Raw genomic sequence first — 13906 nt, 5'->3', positions numbered from 1 at the left:
GGCGCCCTGTTCAGCGCTGCCTGGTCAGCCGCCGGTGGGGATCAGTAACCGCCGCGGTTGCCGCCGCCGCCACCACCGTAGCCGCCGCCACCACCGCCACTGCCGCCACTGCCGCGGTTGCCGCCACCGTAGGGGCTGCGACCGCCACCGCCACCGCCGTAGGGGCTGCGGCCACCGCCGCCACCGCCACCGGTGCCACCACCGCCGCCGTAGCCACCACCGCCACCACCACCGCCGTAGCCGCCACCGCCACCGCCGTAGCCACCACGGCCGCCACCGCCACCGCCAAAGCCGCCCGGACGCTCTTCGCGCGGACGGGCTTCGTTGACGACGACCGCGCGCCCTTCGAGCGCCTGACCGTTCATGCCGTTGATGGCGGCCTGCGCCTCGGCATCGCTGCCCATCTCGACGAAGCCGAAGCCCTTGGAGCGGCCAGTTTCGCGGTCCATCATCACCTTCGCCGACGTCACGCTGCCGAACGAAGAGAAAGCCTGCATCAACGAGTCATCGCGGACCGAATAGGCCAGGTTGCCGACGTAAAGTTTGTTTCCCACGGGGAGCCCTTAGAAGATCAGAAAAACCATGCGGAGCTCAACCCTGGAACAGCCGCCGGCGCACCCACCAAGGGGTTTCGCCCGCGGCAAAGGCGCGGCTGCCAAACACAGACCTGTGGATTATGGGTATCGAAAACCGCCGCCTGTAAACCCCTTGGGGTCAATTTGTTGTTTTGCCACGCCCCGGACTTACCCGATTCGCCAGCCGGCGGGCCCAAGCCACCGGCCCCATCATCGCGCCATGGATCTTCTCAAGCCCTTGATCGCGCTGCTGGCCATCGTCAACCCGATCGGCGTGGTCCCGTTCTTCATCCATTTCACGCAGAGCTTCGACCGCGCGCAGCGCGTGCGCACCATCCGCATCGCGTCTCTCACGGTCTTCGTGGTCATCGCCGTCAGCGCGTTGGCGGGGCTCCAGGTGATCGAGTTCTTCGGCATCAGCCTGGCGTCGTTCCAGGTGGGCGGCGGCTGCCTGCTGCTCATCAGTTCGCTGGCCATGCTCAACGCGCAGCCGGCCGAGAGCAAGCCCACCGACGAGCGCGACGGCCAGGAGAAGCTTGATGCCGGGGCCAGCATTGCGGTGGTGCCGCTGGCCATCCCCCTGCTCACCGGGCCGGCCACGATCTCTACCGTCGTCATCTACGCCGAAAAGACCCGTTTCGTCTGGCAACTGGGTGTTCTGGTGGCTTACGGCGCAGCCATCGCGCTGATCACCTGGATCGTGTTCTCGGCCTCTGGCCGCATCGCCCGCGTGCTGGGCCGCACTGGCATCAACGTGATGACGCGGCTGATGGGACTGATCTTGGCGGCCATGGCGGTCGAACTGCTGGCCGACGGTCTGACCAAGTTGTTTCCCGTGCTGGGGAGCCACGTCGGGCGCTGAATCCCCGCACCAGGGCGGGGCTTACTGAACCAGTGTGCGGCGGGTAAGCCCTGATGTGGCGCGGCCGGCCCGGCCGTCATGATGCGCATGCTTCCGGTCACGCCCCAGGGTTTGGCTGGCAAGAGGTAGAGGAGACGCAACATTTGCACAACGCGCCGCCGGGCCCGTCCCGAGCGGCGTTTTTTTGCGCGGCGCCGCCGGGGTTTGCCGCGCCCCGCGCCGTCCCCAATCACGGTCGCGCGGCCAGCGCTCTGCGTCCTTGCCCATCGGGTTCGTGTGCCGCGTCGCTCGAACCCCGCAACGGGGGTTCAAGGCACCGAGCTGCGAACCGCGCGCCCACGCTCCTAGGAGCGTGGGCGGCTGTCTGCCGCCGGCAGGCGCACGCGGAAGGTGCTGCCCTCGCCGGGCGTGCTGTCGAGAAGGATCTCGCCGTCCAGCGCCTCCACCAACTGCCGCGTCAGCGCCAGGCCCAGGCCGGTGCCCGGCACACTGCCGCGTTCGGCGCCCAGGCGGTCGAAGGGGTTGAACAGGCGCGCGCGCTGGCCCTCGTCCAGGCCGCGGCCGCTGTCGGCCACCTGCAGCTCCCAGCACGCCGCGGTGCCGGCCGCGCGGGCGGTATCGGGCACGGGCACGACGCTCACACGCACCCAGCCGCCCGGCCGGTTGTACTTGACGGCGTTGGACAGCAGGTTGCCGACGATCTGCTTCAGGCGCTTGCGGTCGGCCAGCACATGGCAGCCGCTGCCGGCCACGCGGTCCTCGAAGCGCAGCGCCGTCGCCGGGCTGCCGATGGCGGCCGCGGCGAGCATGGTCCAGGCCTCGTCCACCACGGCCGCCAGCGGCACCGGCTCCACCACCATGGCCAGCCGCCCGCTCTGCAGGCTGCTCAGGTCGAGCACGTCTTCGAGCAGAGCCTGCAGGTGGCGACCGCTGACCAGCACCTGCTGCACCCAGCCGCGCTGGCGTTCGCCATGGCCGCCAGGGTCCATCTCGAGCAGCTGCGCAAAGCCCAGCACGGCGTTCAGCGGCGTGCGCAGCTCGTGGCTGACGCGGCTGAGGAACTGGCTCTTGGCGCGGTCGGCCGCGGCAGCGTTGTCGCGCTCCACGCGCAGGCCCGCGGCCTGCTTGGCCGCGGTCACGTCGGTATGGGTGCCGATCATGCGCAGCGGCCGGCCCTGGGCGTCGCGCTCGATGACGAGCCCGCGCGACAGAATCCACTTCCAGCTGCCGTCCTTGCAGCGCACCCGGTGCTCGTTGACGTAGCGCGCCGTGCGCCCGTGGAAGTGCGCCTCGCGGTCGGCGCCCATCTGCGGCCGGTCGTCGGGGTGGGTGCGGTCGTCCAGGGCGTCGGGCGTATCGGGCAGCTCATGGGGCTCGAAGCCGAACAGCGCCTTGCACTGCGGGCTGAGGATCTCGACGCCGTCCTGCACACGCCAGTCCCAGACGCCGTCGCCGCTGGCCTGAAGGGCGCCCAGCCACAGCTCGTTGTGGCGCTGCAGCGCCAGCTGCGCCAGCTTGCGCGCGGTGATGTCGGTGACGACCCCGGCGCGCACCATCAGGCCGTCGGCGGTGCGGTCGGCGGCGCTGCCGTGCCACCGCACCCAGCGTTCGCGGCCCGTGTCGGCGGTGCGGATGCGGAACTCCAGGTCGAGCTCGCCCCCGTGCGCGCCGACACGGGCAACCTCGGCGGCAACGGCGTCGCGGTCGGCCGGGTGGATGCAGGCACTGAGCACATCGGGCTTGCGCAACACCTCGGCCGCGCTGACGCCGTAAAGATCGCGCATCTGCTCGCTGACGAAGGTGAAGCGGCGGCCGCCGTCGGGCAGCAACACCAGCCGGTACAGCACGCCGGGCACCAGCGACACCAGCTCGCGCAGCCGCGACTCGGCCTGGCCGAGTGCCTGGCGCGTGAGCACGACGTCGGTGATGTCCTCCACCGTGCCTTCGTAGTAGCGCAAGCGTCCGTCGGCTTCGCGCACGCCGTGGGCGTTCTCGCGCACCCAGATGCGTTCCCGCGTCTTGTAGCGGTGGATCTCGGACTCGAAGCCGACGACACGGCCGTCGCGCTCGATCAGCTGCTTGAACTCGTCGCGACGGCCAGGCTTGACGTACCACCCGGTGGCGATGTCGCGCACCAACGCCACCTGTTCGGCCTCGGACTCGAAGCCGTTGAGCCGCACCAGCGCCGGGTTGGCGCGCAGCTGGCGGCCGTCGGGCGTGCTGCGGTAGGCCCCGATGGGCAGGAACTCGAACAGCGAGGACCAGCTGTCGTCGACGTCGCCGGGGTCTTGCCGGTCCATGGCGATCAGTCGAGCGTGACCCCGGTGCGCACGGTGCCGGCGCGGTCGGCGGTGGCGCTCAGCGCGAGGGCCGCGCCGCGGGGGCCGCGCACGACCCACTCGCACACGGCGCGGTCGGCCGTGAGTTCGCGATGGGGCAGAAAGGCCTGCAGGCTGGCCTTGGGGGCATGGCCCTCCAGGTGCGCGCCGACCTCACGCTCCAGGCCGCTGACGAGCGTCACGCCCGGCGGCAGCTGGATGCGGAACACGGTGCCGCGTGCCGTCTTGCGCTCCAGCGCACGCTTGCTCACGTAACTGGGCAGGTAACCGGCGTTGGCCACCGCCAGGCGCACCCGCCAGGTGTCGGGGCCCAGGGCGCTCACCTCGGTGCGCAGCACCTCGAGCCTGGGCAGGCTCAGCCCCAGCTGCAGCAGCCAGCCCGGGAAACGGGCGGCCTCGCGCTCGCGCAGCGGTGGCGGCGGATTGCGCCAGTAGTTCATGCGATCCCAGCCCCCCAGCTCCACCCGCCCCAGCTGCGGGTGCTGGTACGGGTACCAGTCGACGTGGGCCTGGCCGCCGCACTGCTCGTCGCTCCACTTCAGCAGCTTGAGGTCGTCTTCGACGGGGTGATCGCGGTACCACTCGATCCACTTGTAGTCGGTGATGCCGGCCTCCTTGTTGGGGGCCCAGATCTCGACCGTCCAGAACAGGGCGCCCAGGTGTTCGTAGACCCAGTCTTGCGTGCCCGTGATGACCTGCTTGGGGTGGTACTTGAAGTCGTGCCAGATGCTGATGGCCGGGTAGCCCGTGAGCCTGGCGCCCAGATCGGACAGGCGCTGGTAGATCCACAGGTCCTCGGGCGTCATGTCGTCGTCGGCCTGCGTGCCCATCGGGCGCAGGATCACGCCGCTGTGGGTGTGAAAGCTCACCGCGGCGCCGATGTTGGGGTGCGCGGTGACGAACTCCACCATCGCCCGCACCTCGGGCTCGCTGGTGGGATAGGGGCCGGCGCCGACCTGCTCGAACTCCTGGCGCCAGTAGGCGGGGAAGTTGCGGTTGAGGTCCAGGCCCTCGCGGTCGGGGTTGGCGGTGATCTTCACGCCGTCGTAGGCCTTCAGGCTGCCCTCGGGCACGATGCGGAAGTACTCCCCGCCGAACTCGCCGGGCTCGCGCGCCACCATCAGGCGCGGCTCCTGCGGGTGCTTCTTGTAGGGGCCGTGCGGATCGGGGATGCGCATGCTGAGGATGCGGCCGTCGCCGTCCATGTCCTCGATCGAGAGGCCCTCGACCGGCTCTTCGTCATGAGGGTAGGGCCGGGTGCTGCTGCGGATGTGGCGCGGGCGGTCGGCCAGGGCCAGCTCGGCGCCGTCGGGGTTCAGGCGCGGCACCATGTAGACGACGCGCGTGTCCAGCAGCTGGTGCACACGCTCGTCGCTGCCGTAGGTGCTGACGAGCTGGTGCAGCCAGTACAGGCAGGCCGTGCTGGCCGTGAGCTCGGCGGCGTGGATGTTGCCGTCGACCCAGAACGCCGGCTTGTCGGTGTCGGCGCCGGTGGCCTGGTTGGTGAGGGCCACGAGCCAGATCTCGCGGCCCTCGTGGCTCTGGCCGATGGACCGCAGCTGCACCAGCATGGGCGCCGCGGCGGCGTAGTCCTGCAGCAGGCGCGTGAGTTCGGGGTAGCGGTAGAACTGGTCGAAGCGGGGCGCGGGGATGGCGGGCATGGCGGGCACGCTCGGGCGGCGGCTTGGGGCGAACAAGTTGCCGATGCTACGCGCGCCGCCGTGCCGGCAGGCCCGCTACTGGGCCCTGAAGAGCCCCTGGAAGTGCCGCGACACCGGCAGCGTCTCGGGCCGGCCGCGCAGCACCAGGTGCATCTGGCCCTCGTCGACGCGCACGGCCGCGGCGATGTGGCGCTGGTTGACGATGACCGAGCGGTGCACCTGCCAGAACAGCGTCTCGTCGAGCTGGGCCAGCAGCTCCTTCAACGGTGTGCGGATGAGGGCGTCGCCGCCGCCGGTCGGGCTTTCGTGGACGACGCGCGTGTAGCGGCTGTCGGCCTCGAAGTACACGACCTCCTCGACGCGGATCAGCCGCACCTCCTTGCCCACGCCGGCCTGGATGAGCTGCAGCGGCGCTGGGCGGCGCAGGCTGCCGGCCAGCCCCTCGAGCAAGGTCTGCAACCCAGTGGGATCCAGCACCGGGCTGTTCATCCGCGCACGCAAGCGCTCGACCGCCTGAGACAGGCGCGCCGGATCCAGTGGCTTGAGGACATAGTCGACGGCACCGGCATCGAAGGCGGCCAGCGCGTGGTCGTCGAAGGCGGTGACGAAGACCACCGCCGAGCGCCCGTGGATGCGCCGGGCGACGTCGATGCCGCTCAGGCCGGGCATGCGGATGTCGAGAAAACACACCGGCGGTTCGTGCTCGAGCCAGGCGTCCCAGGCGTCGGCGCCGTTGCGGCACTGCGCCACCAGCCGCAGGCTGGGCCAGGCCCGTGCCAGCGCGGCAGCCAGCTGCTCGCGTGGGGCGTCTTCGTCGTCGGCGATCAGGGCTGTGGTCATGCGGTGCTCAGGTGGGCGGCGCTGGCAGCGTCAGGCGGGCGATGCAGCCGCCGTCGGGCCCTGGCGCCAGGGCCAGCGCCGCGCCGGGGCCGCCCAGCAGCGACAGGCGCTGGCGCACATTGGCCAGGCCAACGCCATCGGCCGGCTGTGCCGGCAGTCCGGCGCCGTTGTCGGCCACTTCGAGCTCGGCCCAGGCGCCGCGCCGCCGCGCCCGCAGATGCACCGTGCCGCCACGCAGGCTGGGCTCGATGCCGTGCTGCACGGCGTTCTCCACCAGCGTGAGCAGCGCGCCCGAGGGCAGCGGCAGCGCGCGCAACGCCGGCTCGATGTCGATCTGCCAGGCCAGCCGCGCGCCCAGCCGCGCCTGCATCACCTGCAGGTAGCGCTCCACCGCCACCAGCTCGTCGGACAGCGGCAGCGTGGGTTGCTTGAACAACGGCAGCGTGGCGCGCAGGTAGCCGGTGAGCGCGGTCAGCAGCGGGCTGGCGCGCTCGTCGCGTGTGTCCACCCAGTGCTGCAGCGAGGCCAGGGTGTTGAACAGGAAGTGCGGCTCGAGCTGCGCGGCGGCCAGGCGACGTGCCATCTCGATGGCCCGCTCGCGCTCGGCCAGTGCGGCCAGCCGCGCCTCGATCTGCTGCGCGCGCCAGACCACCAGGAACCACAGCAGCAGCACCAGCGTGCCCCCGCCGGCGCCGAAGACCAGGGCCGGGCCGCCGCGGCCCTCGCGGTCGGGTACCAGCTGGCGCAGCAGCAGCGCCGCCAGCACCATGCCCGCCACCACGCCCAGCGACGCCAGCATCAGCGGCTGGCGCCAGGGCCGCCACCACAGCCACCAGCCCAGCGGCGCGCCCAGCAGCGTCAGCACGGCGATGGCCCCGGCCAGCGACAGCTCCTGGCCTTCGGGCGCCACCAGGGCCACGGCCAGCAACAGCATCAGCACGTTGACCAGCAGCAACGCCAGCAGGGTGCGGCTGGGCCCATCGGCACCTGCCCGCGCCATCTCGTCGGGCGTGAAGGGCTGCCGGCGGCCCGGGTACCAGAGCTGGCTCCAGTCGATGGGATTGGAACTCATCGGCCCAGTGTAGGAGCGGCCCGGGCCGCGGCGGCGCCGCCGCGCGGCGAACGGCCGGAGCGGTCGCGCCAGCGGTGGATCAGCGCGTCTGGCTGGCGGTGCTGATGACGATGTTCGGTGACGGCAGACAGTCGCCAGGGGGCAAGAAACCGCTCCACGCAAGGCAGGGGGCGTTTCGGCTCGCCGTGATGACCTCGGCACCGGCGGTCACCTGCCCGAAAACGGCATAGCCGCCCGAGGCCGTGTCGAGCGCGGGGTTGTTGACGAGGTTGATGAAGAACTGTGACGTGGCCGAGTTGAGTTCGTTCGTCCGCGCCATCGCCACGCTCAGCGCGGTGTTCGACAGGCCGCGCCCGACCTCCAGCACGATCGGCGGCTGGGTCGGCTTGGGGACCGGGCTGCTGCCGCCGGCCGTCAGCGGAGCCGCAAAGCCGCCGCCCTGCAGCACGAAGTTCGGTGCGTGGCGGTGGATGACGGTGCCGTTGTAGAACCCACTGCGCACGTAGGCCAGGAAGTTGTCCACCGTCACCGGTGCCGCCGCGGGGTTCAGCGTCATCACCAGCGTGCCGCTGACCGCAGCGCCGTTGCTCAGCAACATCGTCACCTGCGGCACGGGCGTGTTGAACGGCACCTGCGCCAGCACAGCGCCGCCCGCGCTGACCGTGACCACCTGATCGCCCGTGGCACCCGAGACGGTGCAGGTGTAGTAGGCCGTGGTCGCAGAGCTCACGAACGGCTCGGTGGTGCTGCGAGCAAAGCTGCGGCATCCCGGCGAGCTCAGTGTGAGCGCCCCGTCCAGCCCAGTGCCGACAAGAGTGACCGTCATCGTCTCGCTGTAGCGCACAGTCGTGGCGCTGAACGCGGTGACAGCGACGTTGCTGCCGCCGCTGCCGCCGCCGCCGCAGGCCGCCAGCAGCAGGCCGGCAAGGGCGGCGGCCCAACTCGCTGGTCGCTGAAGAGAAGCCGGGGTCGGGTTGCGCTTCATCGTCGGTATTCCGGGAGAGTAGGCCAAAGAATGCGGGCCGGGGCGCTATTGAAGCATCAATCGAGCCATGCCGCGCCAACTGAAGAGGCTGCCGGGGCTCTTCGTCTCCTCCAGCAGCCCCTGCAGTTTGCCCAGGATGGCCGGGCTGCGGCGCGCGCGGCTGACCACGAGGTTGGCGATCCAGGGCCAGCGGTTCACGCGGTCGGCCACCTCGTAGGAATCGAAACGGGGCTTCAGCGCCGCCAGCGCGGCGCCGTAATGCGCCTGCACGGCCGCATCGTCGGCTGCCGCGGCGCCACGGCCGCCGGCCAGCAGGGCGTCTGCGGCCGCCAGCCCCGTCTCGAGCGCCTTGCCGATGCCCTCGCCAGTGAAGGCATAGGTGCTGCCGATGGCCTCGCCCGTGCCCAGCAGGCCAGGGCGGCCGAAGCGTGCGCCCTGCAGCGAGCAGCGCAGCGGCGCGCCCTTGAGATCGCCGTCCCAGGTGCCTTCCCGGGCCAGCCGGCGTGCCGGCTCGTAGACCTCGCAGAAGGCCTCGAACAGGCGGCGCAGGTTCGGGCCGTTGCGGCGCTGGCCGCTGCCGTCCGCCCCGAGCCCGTAGCTGCCGATGACGCCGGTGCCGATGTTGAAACGGTCGCCCGGGGTGGGGAAGATCCAGCCGTAGCCGCCCCGGAGCCGCGGGTGCCACACCAGGCGCAGCTCGTGGATCTCGGCGGCCAGGCCCGGGTGGTGGACATAGCCGCGCAGCGCCACGCCGCTGGGCGCCTGGCGCTGCGCCAGCCCGGCGGCCACCAGAGGCGGGGCCGCCGCGCCGGTGGCCAGCACCACCCAGCGCGCGGCCACCTCGGCCACGGCGCCGTCGCGCGCCACCAGCCGCGCGCCGACCACACGCTCGGCCGGCGTGCCGGTGTGCTGCAGCAGCGGCCGCTCGAATCGCCAGGGCATCGCGAGCACGGCACCGGCGCGCTCCGCCGCCCGCACCAGCACGTGGTCGAGTTCACGCCGCGGCAGCACGCACAGCGTGCCGGGCACGTCGACATGGTGGCCGCGCGGCGCCACGCAGCGCACGGTGGACACCGGCTGCGCCAGCGCCAGCACCTCGTCGAGCACGCCCAGGCGGGCCAGCGCGGCATGGGCATCGGGGATCAGGCCGTCGCCGCAGACCTTGTCCCGCGGGAAGGCGTGCTGGTCGACCAGCACGGCGTGCAGGCCGTGCGCAGCCAGGCGCTGCGCGCAGGCGGCACCCGCCGGGCCGGCACCCAGCACCAGCACGTCGCAGGCCAGGGGCGGCGCAATCGGTCTCATCTTGCGCGGCATTGTAGGGAGCCGGCCTTGACCTGATCGCGCGGCCGATGCTCAGCCGCGTCGCGGCGGCCAGCGCCACCAGGCCGCCGCCACCGCCAGCCCGAAGGCCGTGTAGGCGGTGGCGAACACCCACCTCGGTGCGGTGTAGAAGAGAAGTCGGTGCAGCCACAGCTCGATGAAGCCCTGCTCGGGCAGCACCTCGCCGGCCTGGGCGCGCAGCCACCACTCCAGCGTGGTCAGCGGACAGGTGATGCCCAGCCAGGCCTGCGCCACCACGGTGGCGATGGCCGTGCCGTGCAGCAGCCGGAACCAGGGCCGGTTGACCCAGGGCCAGCGCGGGCCGCCCGCGGCGTGGCGCAGCAGGTTGCCCGCCACCACCAGCACGAGGCCGCCGACCACGAACAGCACCACCGCCGCGTGCAGCACCAGCACGGCATCGGCAGCGGCGCGCCACATCGCGGTGGCCCTACAGCTTCATCTCCAGCCGCAGCTGCCAGTTCGTGTCGCTGGGGCCGGTGCTGAAGCGGCGCGTGCGCTCGTCGCCGCTGCCGACGCGGACGTCGGTGAGATCCAGCGTGCTGCTGTCCTGCGGCGCCAGGTTGTTGGCCAGAAGACGCAGGCCCAGCGCCGGGTTGAAGGTCCACAGCGCGTACAGATCCCAGACGCGCTTGCGGTTTTCGGTGCGGGTGCGCTGCTCGTCCAGGCGCGTGCGCGTCTCGGGCACGAGGTTGATGTTGCCGCCGGCCGCGATGGGCGTGCCACGGAAACGGTAATCGGCGCCGACGTTGAGCGTGCCGCGGGCCTGCTGGTCGAGCCGGTTGTCGGGGCCGGGCACGCTGTCGACGCGGCTGTGGAACAGCGCCGCGTTGGCGCGCAGCTCCACGCGTGGCGCACCAGCCACGAGCTGGTCGACCCGGAATCGGGCCTCGACTTCCAGCCCACTGGTGCTGGCATCGCCGATGTTGCGCTGGCGGCTCACCCAGCGCGGGACGGTGCTCCAGGGCACCGTCTCCAGCGTGGTGGTGCCGCGGATGAGGTTGCTGATGCGGCGGTGGAACAGGTTGGCGCTGAGGATGCCGCCGCCCTCGAGGTAGCGCTCCACGGCGAGGTCGATGCCGGTGGCCAACTCGGGCTTGAGGTCCGGGTTGCCGGCGCTGTCGGGCGAGGTGGCCGAGTTGCTGCGGTCGGCCGGGGGAACCGGAAAGTCGCGGCTGAGGGTGGGCCGCGCGATCAGTGACGCCGTGGGTGGGCTGCGGTAGCTGCGCGTGAGCGAGACGCGGATCTGGTCGCGGCTCTTCGGGTCGGGCCGGTAGACGGCATTGAGCAGCGGCGTCCACACGCTGCTGGTGTTCTCGGGGCGCGCGCCCTGGCCGCTGTCGCCGCGTGTGGTGATGCCTTCCCAGCGCAGGCCGAGGTTGGCGCCCCAGTTCGGCGTCGGGTTCCACTCGTCCTGCGCGTAAGCGGCCAGACGCAGCGTGCGGGCGCTGAGCGTGTCGCCGAAGTCGGCCAGGTCGGGCACCGAGACCCGGGTCTCGTTGCGCGAGACGGCCTCGATCTCGCCGCCGAAGACCAGCGCGTGCTCGGGCGTGCTGCCCGCCGGGCTGGCGGCGGCACTGGGGGCGCCGGGCACCGGGGGCCGTTCACGGCCGCCGGCCACCAGTGAGCCCTTCAGCGACACGCTGGCCGACTTCTCGCGCACCTCGGTGCGGTCGTCGAAGGTCTTGCGGAAGTCCGCCGGCAGGCCCTGGCCGCCCAGCTCCAGTCGCAGTGCGGTGTTGCGCGCGCGGAAGGCCCCGGCGTTGCCGCCCAGCTCCAGGCGCACGTCGCCGACGCGCTGGCGCCACATCGCGCCAAGGCGGGCGTTGGTGAACTGGCCATCGCTGGCGGTGGTGGCGGTGTCGAACAGCGGTGGCGCGCCAGGCCGGGCCAAGGCCTGGTCGAGCACGACGGTGCCGCGGCCGGAGTTCTCGCTGTGGAACACGCTGGGCATCAGCGTCAGCGAGTCGCCCTGCCCGGCCAGCCGCCATTGCAGCCGGGCATTGAGGTTGGCGCCGAAGCGCTCATTGCGCGTGCGGCTGCGCGCCTCGCGCGACTCCAGCAGCGTGCCGTCCGCCAGGCTCTCCACCGTCGTGGTGGTGGTGTTCTCGTCGCGGCTGCGGAACTGGAAGAAGTTCGCGCCCAGGGTGTAGGTGAGCGCGCCGCTGGTGTCGTTGTGGCTCCAGTTGATGCTGCCGCGCGGCTCGCCGCCCTCGGTGCCCAGGCTGGCGCGCAGGTCGTTCAGGCGGATGCGGAAGCCTTCGCGCGTGATGATGTTGATGGTGCCGGCGATGGCCCGTGCGCCCGTCTCGGCGGTGGGGGCGCGGAGGATTTCGATGCGCTCGATCTGGTCGGGGCTCAGACTGTCGAGGTTGAAGCCCGGGCTGATGCGCTGGCCGTCGATGAGGATCTGCGTGAAACCGCCGCCCAGGCCACGCATGCGCGGCGGCCCGCCGCGGCCGGGCGCGCCGGGTGTCGTCACGCCGGGCAGGCGGCGCAGCACCTCGCCGACGGTGGCGTCGCCGAACTTGTCGATTTCCTCGCGGCCGACGATGATCTTCGCGGCGCTGGCGCGGCGGCGCGCCTCGGTGTCGGAGTCACGGCCGCCGGTGATCTCGACGCGTCCGGCGGCCGTGGGTGGCTGGCTGGTGGGCTGTGCGCCAGGGGCCGCTGGTGGGACCTGGGCTGCGGGCGCAGAGGCCGGCGGCGCGGACGGCGCGGGCGTCGACGCTGGCGCTGACCCGGCGGCGCTCGGCGGGGCAGGGGGCGGGGTCTGAGCCAGTGCAGTGGCGCTGGCGGCCAGCCAGGCGGCCACGGCCAGCACCTGGGGCGAGCGGGGGTTCGGCGGACTTGTCGAAGGCATCGCCCGATTGTGGTCTCTGGTGCGCCGCCGGGCAGGACCAAGACCATGAGCAGCCATGAGGGTCACCCAAAGACCATGAGGGTCAGGTCTCCCATCTCCCATCTCCCGGCTCCCGCCGCCAGTCCACAAGACCATGAGGGTCAGGTCTCCCATCTCCCATCTCCCGGCTCCCGGCTCCCGCCGCCAGTCCACAATCGGCGCCCCTTGAGTCCCCCGCCGAATCCGCCCTCCCCGCCCCTGGGCCTGCCTGCGCTGCGCCAGCGTCTGTCCGCGCTCGGCGCCGGTCCGCAGCACGAGGCGCGTGTGCTGCGCGACTGGCTGCAGTGCCGCGACCCTGCCGCCGCCCGGCGCAAGCCCGAGCACTTTCTGCCTCGGGCGTTGCGCGACGACTTCGCGGCCCTGCAGACCGATCTGGCCCGGCTGGCGCAGCCCGTGTCGCAACACGCAGGCGCTGATGGCGCGTTGCGGCTCATCGTCGGGCTGCACGACGGCGCCACCGTCGAGAGCGTGCTGCTGGCCCCCACGCGCAGCCCGGCGCTGTGCGTGAGCACGCAGGTGGGCTGCGCGGTCGGTTGCACTTTCTGCGCCACCGGCCGTGGCGGCCTGGAGCGCCAGCTCGGCAGCGCCGAGATCGTGGCCCAGGTGGTGCTGGGGCGGCGCTTGCGGCCGGTGCGCAAGGTGGTCTTCATGGGCATGGGCGAGCCGGCGCACAACCTCGAGGCCGTGCTCGAAGCCATCGAGTGCCTGGGCACCGAGGGCGCCATCGGCCACAAGCAGCTGGTGTTCTCCACCGTCGGCGACACCCGCGCCTTCGAGCGGCTGCCGCGCCAGCGCGTCCGGCCGGCGCTGGCCCTGAGCCTGCACACCACCAAACCGGCGCTGCGCGAGCAGCTGCTGCCGCGCGCGCCGCGCATCGCGCCGGCCGATCTGGTGGCCGCAGCCGACGCCTACGCGCGCGCCACGGGGTATCCGGCGCAGATCCAGTGGACGCTGATCGACGGCGTCAATGATGGCGACGACGAGCTCGAGGCGCTGGCCACGCTGCTGGCGGGCCGCCACGCCATGCTCAACCTGATCCCGTTCAACGAGGTCGAGGGCAGCGCCCTGCGCCGCCCACCCCTCGAGCGCGCCGCCGCCATGGCGCGCTGGCTGCACCGGCGCGGCGTGCTGACCAAGCTGCGCAACTCCGACGGCCAGGACGTCGACGCCGGTTGTGGCCAGTTGCGGGCGCGCCACGACCGCGCCCTCGTGCGCCCGGTGCGGCTGCTGCGCACGCCTGCTGCCGACCGTTCGCCCGCCTGAACCACGGCTGGCACGTCGCAGCCTGCCTTTCGCCCCGGCGCCGGCAGCCCGGGGCGCAAGGCCGCCCAC

Annotated in this window: 11 protein-coding genes; 2 read left to right on the top strand and 9 right to left on the bottom strand. The window is 72.2% G+C overall.

The window, feature by feature from the left end; genetic code table 11:
- Positions 1-41 precede the first annotated feature (41 nt).
- Positions 42-554: an RNA-binding protein gene (locus tag KA711_05090; protein MCM0608358.1), complete on the bottom strand. Its 513-nt coding sequence runs from the start codon at positions 552-554 to the stop codon at positions 42-44.
- 241 nt (positions 555-795) lie between these two features.
- Between KA711_05090 and KA711_05085 the strand changes: the two genes are divergently transcribed.
- Complete coding sequence (locus KA711_05085) at positions 796-1437, top strand: MarC family protein (protein MCM0608357.1); 642 nt, start codon at positions 796-798, stop codon at positions 1435-1437.
- A 344-nt stretch (positions 1438-1781) separates the two neighbouring features.
- Here the strand turns inward: KA711_05085 and KA711_05080 are convergent, their stop codons facing one another.
- The 8 genes from KA711_05080 to KA711_05045 form a co-directional block, all read right to left on the bottom strand.
- Positions 1782-3737: a PAS domain-containing protein gene (locus KA711_05080; GenBank protein MCM0608356.1), complete on the bottom strand. Its 1956-nt coding sequence runs from the start codon at positions 3735-3737 to the stop codon at positions 1782-1784.
- 5 nt (positions 3738-3742) lie between these two features.
- Positions 3743-5437: a carboxypeptidase gene (locus tag KA711_05075; GenBank protein MCM0608355.1), complete on the bottom strand. Its 1695-nt coding sequence runs from the start codon at positions 5435-5437 to the stop codon at positions 3743-3745.
- A 75-nt stretch (positions 5438-5512) separates the two neighbouring features.
- On the bottom strand, positions 5513-6277 hold the full coding sequence (locus KA711_05070) for a response regulator transcription factor (protein MCM0608354.1): 765 nt from the start codon (positions 6275-6277) through the stop codon (positions 5513-5515).
- Between the two features lie 7 nt (positions 6278-6284).
- Complete coding sequence (locus KA711_05065; GenBank protein ID MCM0608353.1) at positions 6285-7349, bottom strand: histidine kinase; 1065 nt, start codon at positions 7347-7349, stop codon at positions 6285-6287.
- A gap of 79 nt (positions 7350-7428) precedes the next feature.
- On the bottom strand, positions 7429-8334 hold the full coding sequence (locus tag KA711_05060) for a peptidylprolyl isomerase (GenBank protein MCM0608352.1): 906 nt from the start codon (positions 8332-8334) through the stop codon (positions 7429-7431).
- Positions 8335-8379: 45 nt separating this feature from the next.
- Positions 8380-9648: an FAD-dependent monooxygenase gene (locus tag KA711_05055; GenBank protein MCM0608351.1), complete on the bottom strand. Its 1269-nt coding sequence runs from the start codon at positions 9646-9648 to the stop codon at positions 8380-8382.
- Positions 9649-9687: 39 nt separating this feature from the next.
- Positions 9688-10092, bottom strand: coding sequence for a DUF2784 domain-containing protein (locus KA711_05050; GenBank protein ID MCM0608350.1), 405 nt, complete (start codon positions 10090-10092; stop codon positions 9688-9690).
- Positions 10093-10102: 10 nt separating this feature from the next.
- Positions 10103-12535, bottom strand: coding sequence for a TonB-dependent receptor (locus KA711_05045; protein ID MCM0608349.1), 2433 nt, complete (start codon positions 12533-12535; stop codon positions 10103-10105).
- 237 nt (positions 12536-12772) lie between these two features.
- Here KA711_05045 and KA711_05040 point away from each other — a divergent pair, with 237 nt between their 5' ends.
- Positions 12773-13837 carry an RNA methyltransferase gene (locus tag KA711_05040; protein MCM0608348.1) on the top strand — a complete coding sequence of 355 codons (1065 nt, stop codon included), beginning with the start codon at positions 12773-12775 and terminating at the stop codon, positions 13835-13837.
- Positions 13838-13906: the final 69 nt, after the last annotated feature.

It is taken from the genome of Ideonella sp. WA131b (assembly GCA_023657425.1).
In the GTDB taxonomy this organism is placed as follows: Bacteria; Pseudomonadota; Gammaproteobacteria; order Burkholderiales; family Burkholderiaceae_C; genus Rubrivivax.
The sequence above is the reverse complement of the archived record's forward strand: the minus strand, read 5'-3'. Positions and strand labels throughout refer to the sequence as shown.